We start from the raw sequence: 16,750 nt of genomic DNA, 5'->3' as shown, positions 1-16,750 counted from the left end.
CCTCAGGCGCGGGTTTCGGCGATTCTGGCCTTGTGCTCGTCGTCGATCGCGCGGGTGTCGCCGGTGGCTACGATGGTCCGCGTCGCGTCGACCGAACCGTAGATCCAGAGGATCTTCATACCCTCGCTCGTCGAGCGGTTGATGAAGCGATGCGGCAGATTGGCGGGGATGAAGCTGATGTCGCCGGCCTTGAGCTCGTGCTCCACCCCGTCGATCTCGGCGAGGGCGCTGCCTTCGAGCAGCATCACGCTCTCCTCGCAATTATGGCTGTGCAGCGGGATCGAGGCGCCCGGCTCGAAGATGGTGATGCCGTTGATGAAGCCGGTCGCGCCGATGTGGCGGGTCACCAGCGGGATCGTCTTCGCGCCGCCGCCGCGCTCGCGGGCGGGAATCTCGTCGGGGCGCAGGATGGTGGGCCGCGGTGTCCCGGCAAGCGTCTCGTTCATCGGCTTTTCCTCCCTTCGGTGAGCGTTTCCGGTTTTGGCGCCGGGCTGGCAGGCGCGAACCTGCCCCCGACGCGGTCTCGACCATAGCCGGAATAGCGGGCCAGCCGCATGCGGAATCCGGCCAGTCCGGACCGATCCGTTCCGTAGAGCGCAGCGGTCGGCCGTGGCCTTCGATCCGTCATCATACGGTAAATCATACCAAGGTATGCTCTGGGCAACCCAAAGTAATACGCAAGGAAACCAGCGCCTGAATTGTTGATCCGGTGACCGAATAATACTGTTAACGGCAGATGACGCGAAATTATACGTCAGATGCCGGGAAGTAAGGGGAAATCCATGCCCGTGGTCGTTGCGACAACCAATATCATCGCGGGCCTGCTTCTCCTCGCGGTCGCCGGGACGCTGGCCGTCGATCTCGCCGCGCCGCGCAAATGGCTGGTCGCGGCCTTTGTCATCGTCGACACCGGCCTGCTGACGAGCGGCCTCTTCGCCCTGCCGATCGCCCTGCTTTCCGGCAGCCACTGACATCGGCCCACCGGGCCGCTCCGCTTCGACCACCGCGAAACGAACCTCGCGGCGGCGGATAACCCACACCCCGCAACAAGGATGCAGACATGGCCTACGTGACCACCAAGGACGGCGTCGAGATCTTCTACAAGGACTGGGGTCCGAAGGAGGCGCAGCCCATCGTCTTCCACCATGGCTGGCCGCTCTCCTCGGACGATTGGGACGCCCAGATGCTGTTCTTCGTGCAGAAGGGCTATCGCGTCGTTGCTCATGACCGGCGCGGTCACGGCCGCTCGGCCCAGGTCTCCGAAGGCCACGACATGGACCACTACGCGGCCGACGCGTCGGCGGTGGCCGAACATCTCGACCTGCGCAACGCCGTCCATATCGGTCACTCGACCGGTGGCGGCGAGGTCGCCCGCTATGTCGCGAAATTCGGCCAGCCGCAGGGCCGCGTCGCCAAGGCGGTGCTGGTCAGCGCCGTGCCGCCCCTTATGGTGAAGACCGCGAGCAACCCCGGCGGCCTGCCGATCGAGGTGTTCGACGGCTTCCGCAAGGCGCTCGCCGACAACCGCGCACAGTTCTTCCTCGACGTCCCGACCGGTCCCTTCTACGGCTTCAACCGCGAAGGCGCGAAGATCGACCAGGGCGTGATCAACAACTGGTGGCGCCAGGGCATGATCGGCAGCGCCAAGGCCCATTACGACGGCATCAAGGCCTTTTCCGAGACGGACCAGACCGAGGACCTCAAGGCGATCACCGTGCCGACGCTGGTGCTGCACGGGGATGACGACCAGATCGTGCCGATCGACGATTCCGCCCGGCTCTCGGCCCCGCTGCTGAAGAACGGCACGCTGAAGGTCTATCCGGGCTATCCGCACGGCATGCTCACCACCCATGCCGAGGTGATCAATCCCGACCTGCTCGCCTTCGTGGAAGGCTGAGGCCGGGGCGCTCGAAGGGCTCACGGCTCTTCGGGCGCAGGGCTCATGCGCGACAGGCCGGCGACGATGAAGCCGCCGGCCAGCGCACAGGCCGCGGTGGCGGCGAAGATGCCGGAATAGCCGAAGGCGGGCAGCACGAGGCCCGCCAGCGGTCCGGCAGCCGCCAGGGCGAGGTCGAGGAACACCGTGTAGAAGCCGAGCGCGCCACCGCGGCTGGCGGAGGGCACGCGCTTCATCAGCTCGACGCCGAGCGAGGGGAACACCATGCCGAAGCCGAGCCCGGCCAGTGCCCCGCCGAGCAGGGCGGCGCCGGGGGCGGTCGCCTGCCAGATCAGCCCGAGGCCGACCGCCTCGAGCCCGAGCGCCAGGCCGGCGACGCGATAGCCGCCGACGCGCTCGATGTGACTGCCGAACATCACGCGTGACGCCGCGAAGCAGAGGCCGAACAGTGAGACCAGCAGCGACCCGCCGGTCCAGCCGGCGGCGCCGAACATCAGGCTGCCGAAGCTCGCCACGACGCCGAGCCCCATGGCGCCGAGCGTCAGCGCCGCGCCATAGGGCAGCACCAGCGCGGCGATGCGCCCCGCCCCGGCGCGCGCGCCGGCGATGATCGCGACCTCGTGGTGGGCGAGCGTGACGGCGAGCCCGACGAGCACGGCGAGGGTGGAGGCCGCGCCGACCGCCCACAGTCCCGACGGCTGCAGCACCGCGCCTATCGGCGCCCCCGCCGCGATCGCGCCATAGGCGGCGATGCCGCCCCAGGACATGACGCTCGCCGTATGCGTCGTGCCCACCCGCCCGATGTTCCAGGTGATGGTTGCTGTGCCCGAGCAGCTTTCGCCGAAGCCGAGCAGCAGCCGGCTGGCGACGATCAGCGCGTAGGCGAGCGCCGGCGTCGATTCCAAAAAGCCGGCACCGGCGAGCAGAAGGCTGGCGGCCAGCGCCGCCGACAGCCCGTAGACGACGGTGTGCTTCGCGCCGATGGAATCCGACATGCGCCCGGCGATCGAGCGGGTGACGACGGTCGACAGGAACTGCGCGCTGATCGACAGGCCGGCCATGACCGGGCCGAAGCCGAGCCGCTCCACGACATAGGCCGGCAGCACCGCGAGAGGGATGCCGACGGCGAGATAGGTGCAGAAATTGACGAAGGAGATCGGCAGGATGCGCAGCAGCACCGGCCTTGCGCGGGTGATCGGCTCAGACGACACGGGGGTTGTCCTTCGCGGGCGGCAGCGTCACGCCGAGCGGGGCAGGCCGGGAATGCGGCCGAGGGCGGATTCGGTGTAGCCGCCATCCATGCAGATGCTCTGCCCGACGATGAACGCGGCCTCCGGCCCGAGCAGGAAGGCGACGGTTCCGGCGACGTCCTCGGGGGTGCCCACGCGACCCAGCGGGACGATACGGTTGCGCTCCGCCGCCACCGCCGGATCGCGGTAGATCGCCTCGGTGAGGGTGGTGCGTATCATTCCCGGCGAGACGCTGTTCACCCTTATGCCGGCCGGTGCCCATTCCTGCGCGAGCTGGCGGCACAGCATGATCAGCGCCGCCTTGGTCGCCGAATAGGCGCCCATGCCGGGATGTGGCGTGAGGCCGGACGCGGAGGCGACGGCGACGAAGGCGCCCCGGCTGGCGGCGAGATGGGGATGGCCGGCTTTCGCGAGCAGCCATGCCGAGCGGGTGTTGACCGCGAACAGCCGGTCCCATTCCGCCGGCGCGAGCCCTGCGAGCGGCGCCGGCCCGGTGACGCCCGCATTCGCCACGATGCCGTCGAGCCCGCCGCAGAAGGCCGCGGCCTCCTCGACGAGCCGCCCCGGCACCGCGACATCCGCGAGGTCTCCGGTGACGGGCGTGGCGGCCGCGCCGAGCTTCGCCAGCGACTCGTAGGTCGCGTCGAGCGCGGCGCTCGGCGCGTGGCCGGCGATGGCGATGCGCAGCCGCCGGCCGTGAAGCTGCCCGAGCTTCAGCGCCACGGCGGCGCCGATGCCGCGGCTCGCCCCGGTCACCAATACGCGGAAGCAGGCCGCGTCGGCCGGGGAGACGGTCGCGCTCATCCCCGGAACCCCGATTGCGCGAGGTCACGGGCCGCCTGCCGGAAGGCGCGGACGGTAACGTCCATTTCGGCGTCGCCATGCGAGGCGGAGATGAAATAGCGCCCCCACGCGGCCGGCAGCGCGATGACGCCGTTGCGGCGCAGGCTTTCGCTCACCAGGCGGGTGGCATCCGGTTGCAGCTTCGCCTTGGCCTCGTCATAGGTCCGGGGCGCCTCGTCGGTGAACCACAGGGAGAACACGCTGTCGAAGCCGGTGGTGATGGCGACGATGCCCTCGGCGGCGAAGGCGTCGGTCATCGCCTGCCGCAGCGCGGCACCCCAGTCGAACAGCCGGCGGTAGAGCAGCTTGTCCTCCAGCACCGCCATCGTCGCCAGCACGGCGGAGGCGACCAGCGGGTTGCCGTGATAGGTGCCGAAGCACGGGACGGTGCCGTTCTCCACCACCTCGAAGGCGGCAGGGGTGCCGAGCACGGCGGCGACCGGCACGCCGCTGCCGATCGCCTTGCCGAGGGTGACGAGATCGGGAAGAAGCCCGAGCTCCTCGGAAACGAGCCTCACGCCGCGTCGCAGCCCGACCATCACCTCGTCGGCGATGATCAGCGTGCCGTTCGCCCGGGCGCGTTGCGTGAGATATTCGAAGAAGGCGCGGTCGGGCACCAGGCAGCCGGTGTTGCCGAGCATCGGCTCGACCAGGATGGCGGCGAGGTCCTCGCCCATCTCGTCGAAGAGCTGGTCGACGTCGGCGGTCTCATTGACCCGGAACAGCGTGGTGCCCTCCTTGACCGGTCGCTGGTTGCCGCGCTCGGCCTCCGGCGATCCCGTGAGGCCGAAGCGAACGGGATCGAACCAGCCGTCATAGCCGCCGACGGCTTTCGCGATCAGGCGCCGCCCGGTGGCGCCGCGGGCGATGCGGCAGGCGAGGTGGACCGCCTCGGTGCCGGTCGTCGCGAAGGTCGCCCGGGTGACGCGTTCGCCGCCGATGCGGGCGAGCGCGGCGCCGGCCGGGTCCTCGATGGCGTTGGAGAAGCCCGGCATCGGGCCGTTCTCCAGCGCGGCGATGCAGGCCTCCACGACCGCCGGATGGGCGTGGCCGAGCAGCGTCGCGCCCATCGCCATGCCGTAGTCGACGAAGTTGCGCCCCTCCGTGTTGAACAGCCGCGCGCCCTTGCTGCGGGCGACCACGAAATCCTCGCCGTCGAGCTTCGGCAGGCTGCGTGCGCTGCTCGAGATACCGAACGGCACCGTCAGTGCGCTCATGTCACTTGGCTCCAATCCTGTAGCGGCGGCTTGCTCAGAAGCCGAAATATTTCGGCAGCCACTCCGTCGTGGCCGGCACGAAGGCGACGATCAGCAAGCAGATGTTGCTGGTGATGAAGAAGGGGATCAGGCGCCGGGTGACCGGATTGACCCCGATCTTGGCGATGTTGCAGACGACGAAGATGTTGGTCCCGACGGGCGGGGTGAACAGGCCGATGCCGCCGGAGATCACGAAGATCAGGCCGAGCTGATAGGGTTGCAGCCCGGCTTCGAGGCCGATCGGATGGACGATCGGCGCAAGGATGATCAGCGTCGGGCCGAGATCGGCCCAAGTGCCGACGAAGGTCAGCAGCAGGATGATCAGCAGGATGGTGACGGTCGGGCCGGCGCCGAGATCATGCAGCAGCCCTGCCGTCCATTGCGGCACTTCCTCAACGGTGAGGATCCACGAGAACGGCACCGACACCGCCATGATGATCATGATGGCGCCGGTCATCTTCACCGTCTCGTCGCCGACGTTCCACAGCTTGCCCCAGCCGATCTCGCGGTAGACCAGCCCGCCGACGACCAGCGCCCACACCACCGCGACAAAGGCGGCCTCGGTGGGGGTGGCCAGCCCGGTCAGCATCGAACCGAGCACGCCGGCCGGCATCAGCACTGCCGGCAGGGCGCGGACGAAATGCCGGCCGAAGGCGGCGATGGTCGGGCGCCGCTCGGAGCGCGGAAAGCCCTCCCGCACGCCGATCCAGTAGGCCGTCAGCATGAAGGTCACGGTCAGCATCAGGCCGGGGATGATGCCGGCAGCGAACAGGCCGCCGATCGATGTGTTGGTGATGACGCCGTACATGATCATCACCACGCTCGGCGGGATGATGATGCCGAGCGTCCCGGCGGCGGCGGTCACGGCGGCGGAGAAGTCCTTGGGATAGCCGCGCGCGGTCATCGCCGGGATCATGATCGAGCCGACCGCGCCGGTGTCGGCGGTCGCCGAGCCGGTGATGCCGCCATAGACCATGCAGGTGGCGACGTTGACGATGCCGAGGCCGCCGCGGATGCGGCCGAACACGTCGTCGGCGAGATCGATGATCCGGCGCGTGAGCCCGCCCTCGTTCATGATGCCGCCGGCGACGAGGAACAGCGGGATCGCCGCCAGCGCGATGGAATTGGCGCCGTTGAACACCTGCTGCGCGAACCATGCGGGCGGCAGCGGCACGAAGCCGAGGGAGATGACGGCGAGTGTCGAGATCGCGATCGACCATGCCACCGGCACGCCGGAATACAGCGTCGCGGCGAAGACGCCGAAGAGCACGAGCAGGGTCATGAAGGCTACCGGATGATGCGGAACAGGCGCAGCAGCGAAACCACGCCGAGGCAGACGCCCATGAAGATGACGATGCCCTGCATGGTCCAGGACGGGATGCGCATGACCGGCGTCGGCATGTAGCCGGTCCGCCGCAGCATCGCCCATCCGCTCCACACCAGCGCCGCCGACACCAGCAGCAGCACCAGCGCGTGATAGGTGCGGAAGAACGGTCCCCGGTCGGTGGTCGTGCCGTCGATCGACACGTTCTCCCCGGCGAGCTCGGCGACGACGGTGCCGAGCGCGGTGATCCAGAGGAACATGATCGCCAGCAGCTCGAACGACCAGGTCACGCCGCTGATGTGGAAGTAGCGTCCGACCACGCCGAGCCCGGTGGCGACGAGCAGCACCACGAGTGCCGCCATGCCGGCCCATTGCAGGCCGAGATGGACCGTCCGTCCGAACCGCGCGATGCGCACGCGGCCCGCCGCGTCCCCGCTCATGCCTTGCCGGCCGCGTCGCGGACGGCCTTCACGAGATCGGCGCCGTATTCCTTGGAGAAGGTCTCGTAGACCGGTCCGACCATGGCGGCGAACGGCGCCGTATCGACCTCGTTCACCTTAAGCCCCTTCTCCTTCAGCTTGGCGATGACGCCGGCATAGGACTCCATGATCGCTGTGCGGTACCAGGCCTGCGTGCGCGCCGCCGCCTCGGTGACCGCCTGGCGCTCGGCCGGGGTCAGGCTGTCGAGCTTGGCCTTGTTGGCGTACCACCAGTTCGCCATCCACATGTAGTTGGACAGCGAGAGGTACTTCTGCGCCTCGTACCATTTGGCGTCAAAGAAGTCGCGCAGCTCCGGCTCGGCGCCGTCGACGACGCCGCTCTGCAGCGAGGTGTACACTTCGCCATAGGGGATAGCCTGCGGCAGGGCGCCGAGCGTCTTGATGGTCTCGATGGCGACCGGGATCGGCGGGGTGCGCATCTTGAGGCCCGCCATGTCCTCCGGCTTCACGATCGGTTTCTTCGAGTTGGTGAAGCTGCGGAAGCCGGAATCGAGCACGCCGATGATCTCGTAGCCCTTGGCCGGGCCCATCGCCTTGAGCTGGGCGCCGACCGGCCCGTCGAGCACGGCGTGGACCTTCGAGAAGCCGCTGAACAGGAACGGCAGCGAGATGACGCTCATGCGCGGATCGATGGAATCGACCACGCCGCCGAGGCCCATGTCGATGGAGCCGTCGCCGACCGCTTCCGCCACAGGACCCTCGTCGCCGAGCAGGCCGTTGGCGAAGACCGATACCTTCACGCTGCCGCCGGTCGCCTTCTCGACGTCGGCCTTGAACATGAGCATCGCCTTCTGGATCAGGCTGTCCTCGGGCGAGGAATGCGCGACCTTCAGCGTGGTGGCGGCCGAAGCGCGGCCGGAGATGGCGAAGGTCGAAGCCGCGGCCACGCCTGCGATGAAAGTCCTGCGGTCAAGGCGCATAGTGATCTCCAGATAGCTCACCCGTTCCGACGAGATGAATCCTTGGAGTTCCTGCCCGGATATCGTTCTGGACGATGAACATACTCCATCGCGGCCTGTAACGGCCGGCGGACATGTCTCGGCGACGAATTGATGACACTGTGGTCGCGAGGCGGCGCGGGCGTCAATCGCCGGCGGCGCGTTCCGGTTCAACAAGTTCTTATGCGTTCATAAGCCTGTTTTATCCCTCGGCCGCCACGGTCGCGCGAGGGCCGGCGGGGGGAATCCAGTTCTCCTCGCCCGAGGCCGGCTCATAGGGGCGGGCGAATTCGCGCCTGAGGAAGGCGGCGACGCGCCGTGCGGCGAGGCGCTCGCTGCGGCTGACCAGCAGCACCAGCGGCAGCGCCGGCAGGGGAGGCAGCCCGTCCGCCTCGCCGAGCCAGCGCCAGCCGGCGGGCACCGCCGATTCCGGCAGCACGGTCAGCATGTTGCCGGACGCGACCGCGAGCTGGATACCGCTCACATGCGAGGAGGTATGGGCGAGGCGCCAGGGCCGGTTGGCGCGATCGAGCGTCGCCAGCACGCGCGGGCGCGCCGAGCAGTCGTCGGAGAACATGGCGAGGCGCAGCACGTCCTCGCGCTCGGGATATCCGTTGGGACCCGTGCACCAGACCTGCCGTTCGTAGCGGAACACCGCGTCCGGCGGATCGTCGGCGTTCTGGGTGACGATGGCGACGTCGAGCTCGCCGCTGTCCATCATCATGCGCAGCTTGCGCGAGAAATCGCAGGCGAGATCGATATAGAGCGCGCGGTTCTGCGGGCTGAAGCGATGCAGCAGGGCCTCGCCGAAGGAGCACACGAAATCATCAGGCATGCCGAGCCGCACGCGGCTGTCCGTCACCCGGTCGGCGACGGCCGCCAGCGCCTCGGCCTCGATCGACTGGATCCGGCGGGCATAGCTGACGAGGCATTCGCCGGTGATGGTCGCGGTGACCTTCCGGTGGCCGCGTTCGAACAGCCGCTTGCCCAGCCGCTCCTCAAGCCGGGCCACCGACATGCTGACCGCAGCCTGCGTCTTGCCGAGATGCTCGGCGGCGGCGGTGAAGCTGCCGAAATCGGCCACGGCGACAAGCGCCGCCAGCGCGTCGCTATCGAGATGGCGCACCGTCGCTCTCTCGCCCAGATGTCTCCATGGTGGTGAGAATACCCCATGCGGAACAGCGGCTTAAGAACGAATATGCTGCACTCGCGCGGCGCAATTGACTGCTTCTTGGGCAATGCCTCGAGCGAAGCGGTACCATCTTCATTCCGCCGCGCGAGTCCACGGCCTGCGATCGGCCGCGGGCCTCGCGCGTACATGCCCGGGATTGCCCGAGGGAGCGGCCGGAGACGGTCAGTCCCAATGCGGCGCCAGTCCCTTGGGACTGACGAGGCGCCCGTCCGGCTCGGCCAGGGTTTGGATCGCGGCCATATCGTCCGGCGCGAGCTCGAAGTCGAATATGGCGAGGTTCTCGCCGGCGCGGGCCTCGCTCACCGTCTTTGAGAGCACCACCATGCCATCCTGCTGCACGAGCCAGCGCAGCACCACCTGCGCCACCGACCGGCCATGCCGTCCGGCGATGTCCTTCAGCACCGGGTCGGCGAAGACCTTGCCGTCGGCCATGGCGTAATAGGCGGTGACGGCGAGCCCGGCCGCGCGCGCCGCGCCGATCACCTTGCTCTGGTCGAGATAGGGATGGACCTCGATCTGGTTGGTGACGAGGGGTGCCTCGGACAGGCGGATCGCCTCGGCCATGAGCGCGGTGTTGAAGTTCGACACGCCGATGTGGCGCACCTTGCCGGCGTTGCGCACCTCGTTCAGCGCCCCGATCTGCGCGGCGAGCGGCACGGCCTCGTTCGGCCAGTGCAGCAGCAGGAGGTCGACATAGTCGGTCTTCAGCTTCCTGAGGCTCTCGTCGACCGAGGCGAGGAAGGCGTCGTGCGGATAATTGTCGACCCAGACCTTGGTGGTCAGGAAGATGTCGCCGCGCGCGACGCCGGACGCGGCGATGCCTTCGCCCACCTCCGCCTCGTTGCCGTAGATCTGCGCGGTGTCGATGTGCCGGAAGCCGAGCTTCAGGACATGCGGCACCATGCGCAGCGTATCCGGGCCCGGCATGCGGAAGGTTCCGAAGCCGAGGGCGGGGATCTTCGCGCCGTTGGCGGTGACGGTGTGCGTGGCGCCGGTTTGCATGTCGCGTTCCTTTCTTTCGCAAGGTCTGGCGGCCGGATCGGTGATCCGGCCGCCAGCCAGGCAGATGAGGTAGCACCTCGCCGGCCGGCTTCCCGATCACGTCATCGAGCGCGTGACGGGGGCTCGGCGGGAGCGTCCAATGATCAGGCGGTCTGCAGCGCAGCCGCCCGCTCGCTCCGGTCGAGCGCGCCGCTCCACAGCGTCAGCGCCAGCGCGCCGGCGACCATGATGCCACCGACCCACGGCGTGGCGCCAAGGCCGAGGGGCGAGGCGACGACGAGGCCGCCGATCCAGGCGCCGAGCGCGATGCCGAGATTGAAGGCCGCGATGTTGAGCGCCGAGGCCGTGTCCACCGCGCCGGGCCGGAAGCGCTGCGCGAGCTGGACCACGTAAAGCTGCAGCCCCGGAACGTTGGCGAAGGACAGGAAGCCGAGCGCCGCCAGCGTCACAAGTGCCGGGATCGCGGATATGGCGGTGAAGGCGAAGAGGACAAGCACCGCCGCCTGGGCGAGGAACAGCCAGGTCAGCGCCTTCACTGGGTCTCGGTTGGCGATGCGCCCGCCCGACAGGTTGCCGAGCGCGATCGCGGCACCGTAGAGGATCAGGATCAGGCTGACATGGGAGGCGGCAAAGCCGGTGATTTCCTCGAGGATCGTCGCGAGATAGGTGAAGGCGACGAAGGTGCCGCCATAGCCGAGCGCGGTCATCGCGAAGACCAGCAGCAGCCGGCCGGAGGCGAGCACGCGGATCTGCTCGATCAGCGACGCCGGCGGCGCCTTGGCGATCCGGCCCGGCAGCAGCGCGGCGATGCCGACGAAGGCGACGGCGCCGAGCACGGCCACCGCCCAGAAGGTGGCGCGCCAGCCGAAGGTCTGGCCGATGAAGGTGCCGAGCGGCACGCCGGTGACGATGGCGACCGTCAACCCCATGAACATCAGCGCGATGGCCGAGGCGCGGCGGTCCTTCGGCACGAGATCGGCCGCGATGGTCGAGCCGACCGAGAAGAAGACGCCATGGGCGAAGGCCGACAGCACGCGGGCGACGAGCAGCGTCTCGTAGTTCGGGCTCAGCGCCGCCAGCGTGTTGCCGGCGACGAAGAGGAGCATCAGGCCGAGAAGCAGCGGCTTGCGTTCGATGCGGCCGGTGAGCGCCGTCAGGATCGGCGCGCCGAAGGTGACGCCGAGTGCATAGACGCTGACGATGAGGCCGGCGAGCGGCAGGGTGATGCCGAGATCGGTCGCAACCGTCGGCAACAGGCCGACGATGACGAACTCCGTGGTGCCGATCGCATAGGCGGCGATCGTGAGCGCATAGAGAGCGACGGGCATGAATCGTCCTTTCTCCGGCCGGAAGCCGGCCGGATCGGAAAAGCTGTGAAGTCAGGGTTCACTCCCGCCCAACATGCCGTGCTCGCCCGCGCGGCAGAAGATCGCTGTCATTCAAACGATCTGTGAACGAAGTTCTCAAATGGCGGGCGAAGAAAAAATCATTCGGCCCGTCTCTCGCCCAAGTTTTCGATTGCGTCGGCAATAGCCGCCGAACCGGAAGACAGATAGCATCGCCGATATGTGATTTTGGTTCGTGGATACCTCGATGGACTACCGAAGTGGCGAGATGGGCGTGTTCATCGCCGTCGCGGAGGCCGGCAGCTTCTCCTCCGCCGGCCGCAAGGTCGGGCTGACGCCGTCCGCCGTCAGCAAGCTCGTCGGCCGCATCGAGGACAGGCTGGGCACTCCGCTCTTCGTGCGTTCCACGCGCAATCTGCAGCTCACGGCGGAGGGGACGCTCTATCTGGAGCGGGCGCGGCGCATTCTTGCCGACATCGACGAGGCGGAACGGCTGATCGCCACGGGTGCCGGCGCCGTGCCGCGCGGGCGCCTGAGGATCAGCGCCTCGGTCGCCTTCGGCGAATGCTGCCTGCTGCCGCTGGTTCCGAAGTTCCTGGCGCTCCATCCGCAGGTGGAGCTCGATATCTCGCTGACCGATGCGGTGATCGATCTGGTGGACGACCGCACCGACATCGCCCTGCGTACCGGGCCGTTGCGCGACTCGGCGCTGAAGGCGCGCAAGCTGCTGGAGGTCCGCCGCGTCATCGTCGCCTCGCCGGACTACCTCAGGCGCCACGGCGCGCCGGCGACGCCGCGCGATCTCGCCGACCACAACTGCCTGCGCTTCAACTTCCGCCGCAGCCTCGACGAATGGCCCTTCCGCGATCCGGCGAGCGGGGAGCCCTATGGGGTGTCGGTGACCGGCAATGCCTATGGCAATAACGGGGTGATCCTGCGCCAGTTCGCCCTCGACGGTCTCGGCCTCGCCCGGCTCGGCTCATTCCACGTGGCGGCCGATATCGCCGCCGGACGGCTGGTGCCGGTGCTGGAGGGCTTCAATGCCGGCGATATCGAGATGGTCCACGCGGTCTATGTCGGACACGAGCATCTCGCCGTGCGCATCCGCGCCTTCATCGATTTCCTGGCGGCTGCGATCCCGAGGGGCGGCCGCTCATAGCAAGGCTGTCAGGCCGCGCGTTCGATCGCGCCGCTTCTCGGCCGCGCGAAGGGGCTGAGGCCCAGCCATTGCTGCATGGAGCCGGCGATCGTCTCGTCGCCGTCGAGCTGGAGCCGGTTCTCCTCCATCTCGCGGCGCACGGTGGTGGCGCCCATCCAGATCGCCGTCATGCTGCGCAGCGAGCAGCGCACATAGAGGTCGATATCGAAGCCGGGATCGGCCCAGCACAGGTCGACGCCGCCGCCTTCCACCACCAGCCAGTATTTCTGTTTGCTCGCGGGCACTTCGGGAAAGTGGAAGCGTATGGTGCGGCGCTGCTCGGGGATCGGCTTGGGGTCGAGATTGCGCCGCATGTCCCACATCAGCAGCGTCGGGTCGAGCTTCTCCAAGGCGTCTTCGGTCTCCACCCAGCGCTGCCCCCAGAAGCCGAGTGCCATGATCACCTCGCGCAGATCCTCGCCGGCCGAGGTGAGCTGATATTCCATGCCCTCGGTGGTGCGCCTCGCCTCGATGACGCCGGCCTGGGCGAGTTCCTTCAATCGCTTGGAGAGCAGGGTCGGCGACATCCGCGGAACGCCGCGCCTGAGATCGTTGAAGCGACGGCTGCCGCAGAGTAATTCGCGCAGCACCAGCGCTGTCCATCGCGTACAAACAATCTCGGCGGCCATCGCGACCGGACAGAACTGGCCGTAGCTTGCCGCCATTTCCATCGGCGTACCTCCCTGTTCCCTCACGGATGGTGGATGTGAAGATACTAAGACCGGCTAGGTCACGCGAGTACATTTTCTGTACTTGTCGGCCAGCGTGGCGAGGTCGATGGTCCGCCCATCTTCCACTTCCGGAGACGGAACCATGATCATTGCTGCCAAAATCGACCAGCCCGAACAATTTCGCGATCCGCTCGCCATCGCCCGAAGCCTCGGGCCGGGCTTCGCGGCGCGCGCGGGCGAAGCCGACGACGACGCCTTCGTCGCCGCCAACTACCAGGAACTGAAGGCCTCGGGTCTCGTCGAGGCCGGCGTACCGACCGACCTCGGCGGCGGAGGAGCCGGGGTCGGCGACCTCTGCGCCATGATCCGCGAGCTCGGCCGGCATTGCGGCTCGACGGCGCTCGCCTTCGCCATGCATACGCATCAGGTGGCGATCCCGGCCTGGCGCTGGACGCACCAGCAGGCCGCTCCCGTCGCACCCCTGCTCAAGCGGGTGGCAGCGGAGCGCATCGTGCTGGTGTCGAGCGGCGGCTCGGACTGGATCGAGGGCTCCGGCCGCGCGGAAAAGGTGGAGGGCGGCTACCGCATCACCGCGCGCAAGGCCTTCGCCTCGGGCGCGCCGGTCGGCGACCTTTTGATGACCAGCGCAGTGGCGGATGAGCCGGACGGCCCATGGGTGCTGCATTTCGGCGTGCCGATGAGCGCGCCCGCGGTTTCCATCGCGCCGGTCTGGAAGGCGCTCGGCATGCGCGGCACCGGCTCGCACGACGTCCTGATCGACGGGCATGTGGTGCCGGATGCGGCGATCGCGCTGCGCCGCAAGTCCGGCGAGTGGCACATGCTGTTCCACATCATCTCGATGATCGCCTTCCCGATCATCTACGCCGCCTATCTCGGCGTCGCCGAAAGCGCGCGCGAGATCGCCGTCGGCCTCGGCAGGCGGCGCGCGCCCGGCGCGCATGCCATCGAGCTGTTCGGCCGGATGGAGACCGAGCTCAGCGCGGCGCGTTACGCTCATGCGGCGATGATCGCGGCTGCCGAGCGCGGTACCCCGTCGCCGGAGACCACCGGCGAGATCATGACCGCGCGCGTGCTGGTCGGAAGGCATGTGCTCGCGGCGGTGGAACTCGCCATGGAAGCGGCCGGCGGCGCCGCCTTTTACCGCGACGCCGGGCTGGAGCGCCGGTTCCGCGACGTTCAGGGCGCGCGCTACCATCCGATGCGCCCCGGCGCACAGGAGGACTTCGTCGGCCGGCTGGCGCTCGGGCTCGACGTCTCGCGCAGCTTCTAGAGCCCTTTCCGATCAGGTGGAATCACCTGATCGGTGAGAAAATGCTCCAGCGGCGGGGCGCGATGGCGCCTACGGTGGAGGGCGGCGGCCTTGGCCGCCGCTTCCGTCACCCGAAGCGGACCAGGTTGAGCGCCGGCAGCGGACCGCCGGGAAACTGCACCAGCCGGCCCCCGACGGCGAGCGAACCGAGGTCGATGCCGAAGAAGCCGAGCCGGTCGATCAGCGCGCCGACCTCGGCCTTCGCCCGCGCGTCGTCGCCCGAATAGAACAGCACCCGTCGGCCGCCTTCCGCCTGCGGATCGCCCGAGACCAGATGCGGCTGGAGATGGTTGAACGCCTTCACCACGCGCGCGCCCGGCACCAGCTCGGCGAACACCTCCGAGGAGGCGCGGCCGTTGAGCTCGGCCGGCTTGAACAGCGGCGCCTCGATCGGGTTGTTGGCATCGATCACGATGCGGCCGCCGAAATCCGGCAGGCCGGCGAGCGCCGCCGGCAGCTTCGACCAGTTCACTGCGACGAGTACGATGTCCTTCGAGGCGGCTTCCTCGCGGGTGCCTGCCGCGATGGCCGGTCCGAGGGCGGCGACCGTGTCCTTCAGGCTGTCCGGGCCCCGGCTGTTGGAAAGCGTGGCCGGGATGTTGTTGCGGGCGAGGGCGGTGGCGAAGGCGCGGCCGATATTGCCGGCGCCGATGATGCCGATGCTGGGCATGGGAATGATCCTTTGCGCGTGGGGTGTGTTCAGGCGGTCAGCCCGCCATCGGCGACGATCTCGGCGCCGGTGACGAAGGCGGCCTTGCCGGTGAGCGGGCATTCGACAAGCCGCCGAACGGCGTGTGGTCCACGTAGTCCGGGGCGAACAGGGCATCGAACAGGTCGAAGTCCCCGTCGCGCTGCACGCCTTCCAGCAGGTGGCGGATGACCGCCTTGTTGGCGGCGCGGGGGGGCGCCGGCCTGCGCGGCGGAATTACGAAGGAGCACCATTGTCTTCACTCCGGCTCGGGTTTCGATGGAGTGAAGATGGTGGGTTTATTCCAATCGCATTAGCGGTTATTGGCTATCATCGGCTTCAATCAATCATTGAAAGCGACGGTGATGGAGACGCTGGCCAATCTGGAGAGCTTCGTCCGCAGCGCCGAAGCCGGCTCCTTCTCGGAGGCCGCGCGGCGGCTCGCGCTCACGCCCGCCGCGGTGAGCCGCAATGTCGCGATGCTGGAGCGCAATCTCGGGGTGCGGCTGTTCCAGCGTTCCACGCGCAAGTTGACGCTCACGGAGGCCGGCGAGGGTTTTCTCCAGTCCATCGGCGGCAATCTCGACGCGCTTCAGGCGGCGATTGCGGAGGCTGCGTCGGGCGCCTCGGAGCCGGCCGGGCGGCTGAAGGTGAGCCTGAGCCCGACCTTCGGCATCGGCCATATCCTGCCGCTGATGCCGGAGTTCCTCGGCCGCTACCCGCTCATTAGGCCGGAATGGCATTTCGAGAACCGGCAGGTCGACCTCGTCGCGGAGGGCTACGACGCGGCGATCGGCGGCGGCTTCGATCTCGCGCCCGGCATTGTCGCGCGCACTCTGGCGCCGGCCCGCATCATCGCGGTGGCGTCACCCGCCTATATGGCTGGCCGCACGCCGCCCGCCGATCCGGCGGGGCTCTCCGCGCTCGACGGCATCGTCATGCGTTCGCTGCGCACCGGCCGCATCCGCCACTGGTCCATGCGTGACGCCGCCGGGGTCGAGATGCCGGCGATCCTTGCCGAGACGATCGTGGCCAACGATCCGGCCGCGATGCGCGAGGCCGCCCGCCTGGGGCTGGGTGTGACGCTGCTCGCCGTGCCGGACGTGCTCTCCGATCTCGAAGGCGGCGCGCTCGTCCGTGTCCTGCCCGGCTGGCATGCCGATGCCGGCGCGATCTCGCTCTACTACGCGTCCCGCACCCTGCTGCCGGCGAAGACCCGCGCCTTCGTCGACTTCGTCGTCGAGGCATTCAGGCGGATGCGGTTCGACAGCGCGCCGCTCCCGGCCACCAAGGACGGTCCGGGAGCGTAGCGCGC

17 protein-coding genes are annotated in these 16,750 nt (G+C 68.5%); 5 read left to right on the top strand and 12 right to left on the bottom strand.

The window, feature by feature from the left end:
- Positions 1-2: 2 nt before the first annotated feature.
- Complete coding sequence (locus U742_RS0113450) at positions 3-446, bottom strand: cupin domain-containing protein (protein ID WP_029353847.1); 444 nt, start codon at positions 444-446, stop codon at positions 3-5.
- Between the two features lie 342 nt (positions 447-788).
- Here U742_RS0113450 and U742_RS0113445 point away from each other — a divergent pair, with 342 nt between their 5' ends.
- Together U742_RS0113445 and U742_RS0113440 are read left to right on the top strand one after the other, a co-directional pair.
- Positions 789-971, top strand: a complete 183-nt coding sequence (locus U742_RS0113445) for a hypothetical protein (protein ID WP_156034223.1) — start codon at positions 789-791, stop codon at positions 969-971.
- Between the two features lie 89 nt (positions 972-1,060).
- Entirely contained in the window at positions 1,061-1,897 is an 837-nt protein-coding gene (locus tag U742_RS0113440) for an alpha/beta fold hydrolase (RefSeq protein WP_029353843.1), read from the top strand.
- Between the two features lie 20 nt (positions 1,898-1,917).
- Here U742_RS0113440 and U742_RS0113435 read toward each other — a convergent pair whose 3' ends face one another.
- The 9 genes from U742_RS0113435 to U742_RS0113395 form a co-directional block, all read right to left on the bottom strand.
- Positions 1,918-3,108, bottom strand: a complete 1,191-nt coding sequence (locus tag U742_RS0113435; RefSeq protein ID WP_038361540.1) for an MFS transporter — start codon at positions 3,106-3,108, stop codon at positions 1,918-1,920.
- Between the two features lie 27 nt (positions 3,109-3,135).
- Positions 3,136-3,951, bottom strand: coding sequence for an SDR family NAD(P)-dependent oxidoreductase (locus U742_RS0113430; RefSeq protein ID WP_051661160.1), 816 nt, complete (start codon positions 3,949-3,951; stop codon positions 3,136-3,138).
- Positions 3,948-5,207 carry an aminotransferase class III-fold pyridoxal phosphate-dependent enzyme gene (locus tag U742_RS0113425; protein ID WP_029353837.1) on the bottom strand — a complete coding sequence of 420 codons (1,260 nt, stop codon included), beginning with the start codon at positions 5,205-5,207 and terminating at the stop codon, positions 3,948-3,950. Before U742_RS0113425 ends, U742_RS0113430 begins: the two co-directional genes overlap by 4 nt.
- A 34-nt stretch (positions 5,208-5,241) precedes the next feature.
- Positions 5,242-6,528, bottom strand: coding sequence for a TRAP transporter large permease (locus U742_RS0113420; protein WP_029353835.1), 1,287 nt, complete (start codon positions 6,526-6,528; stop codon positions 5,242-5,244).
- A gap of 5 nt (positions 6,529-6,533) precedes the next feature.
- Positions 6,534-7,010 (bottom strand): TRAP transporter small permease, encoded by a 477-nt coding sequence (locus tag U742_RS0113415; RefSeq protein WP_081852994.1) that lies wholly within the window; start codon positions 7,008-7,010, stop codon positions 6,534-6,536.
- The gene (locus U742_RS0113410; RefSeq protein WP_197028254.1) at positions 7,007-7,957 is read right to left on the bottom strand and encodes a TRAP transporter substrate-binding protein; all 951 of its coding nucleotides are present in this window, start codon (positions 7,955-7,957) and stop codon (positions 7,007-7,009) included. Before U742_RS0113410 ends, U742_RS0113415 begins: the two co-directional genes overlap by 4 nt.
- A gap of 253 nt (positions 7,958-8,210) precedes the next feature.
- Positions 8,211-9,134 (bottom strand): LysR family transcriptional regulator, encoded by a 924-nt coding sequence (locus tag U742_RS0113405; protein ID WP_081852993.1) that lies wholly within the window; start codon positions 9,132-9,134, stop codon positions 8,211-8,213.
- A gap of 228 nt (positions 9,135-9,362) precedes the next feature.
- The gene (locus tag U742_RS0113400) at positions 9,363-10,202 is read right to left on the bottom strand and encodes an aldo/keto reductase (RefSeq protein WP_029353826.1); all 840 of its coding nucleotides are present in this window, start codon (positions 10,200-10,202) and stop codon (positions 9,363-9,365) included.
- 143 nt (positions 10,203-10,345) lie between these two features.
- A complete protein-coding gene (locus U742_RS0113395; protein ID WP_029353824.1) occupies positions 10,346-11,530 on the bottom strand; it encodes an MFS transporter in 1,185 nt (394 codons plus the stop codon).
- A gap of 265 nt (positions 11,531-11,795) precedes the next feature.
- Between U742_RS0113395 and U742_RS0113390 the strand changes: the two genes are divergently transcribed.
- Positions 11,796-12,707, top strand: a complete 912-nt coding sequence (locus U742_RS0113390; protein WP_029353822.1) for a LysR family transcriptional regulator — start codon at positions 11,796-11,798, stop codon at positions 12,705-12,707.
- Between the two features lie 8 nt (positions 12,708-12,715).
- Here U742_RS0113390 and U742_RS0113385 read toward each other — a convergent pair whose 3' ends face one another.
- Complete coding sequence (locus U742_RS0113385) at positions 12,716-13,417, bottom strand: winged helix-turn-helix transcriptional regulator (RefSeq protein ID WP_029353821.1); 702 nt, start codon at positions 13,415-13,417, stop codon at positions 12,716-12,718.
- 142 nt (positions 13,418-13,559) lie between these two features.
- Between U742_RS0113385 and U742_RS0113380 the strand changes: the two genes are divergently transcribed.
- Positions 13,560-14,708: an acyl-CoA dehydrogenase family protein gene (locus U742_RS0113380; RefSeq protein WP_029353819.1), complete on the top strand. Its 1,149-nt coding sequence runs from the start codon at positions 13,560-13,562 to the stop codon at positions 14,706-14,708.
- A 106-nt stretch (positions 14,709-14,814) separates the two neighbouring features.
- Here U742_RS0113380 and U742_RS0113375 read toward each other — a convergent pair whose 3' ends face one another.
- Positions 14,815-15,417 carry an NADPH-dependent F420 reductase gene (locus U742_RS0113375; protein WP_029353817.1) on the bottom strand — a complete coding sequence of 201 codons (603 nt, stop codon included), beginning with the start codon at positions 15,415-15,417 and terminating at the stop codon, positions 14,815-14,817.
- A gap of 383 nt (positions 15,418-15,800) precedes the next feature.
- Between U742_RS0113375 and U742_RS0113370 the strand changes: the two genes are divergently transcribed.
- On the top strand, positions 15,801-16,745 hold the full coding sequence (locus U742_RS0113370) for a LysR family transcriptional regulator (protein WP_051661159.1): 945 nt from the start codon (positions 15,801-15,803) through the stop codon (positions 16,743-16,745).
- The last annotated feature ends 5 nt before the right edge of the window (positions 16,746-16,750 follow it).

Origin of the sequence: Allobosea sp. 117 (genome assembly GCF_000702305.1) — a bacterium.
Taxonomy (GTDB): Bacteria; Pseudomonadota; Alphaproteobacteria; order Rhizobiales; family Xanthobacteraceae; genus Ancylobacter.
This window is presented reverse-complemented; position numbering and strand designations above follow the sequence as displayed.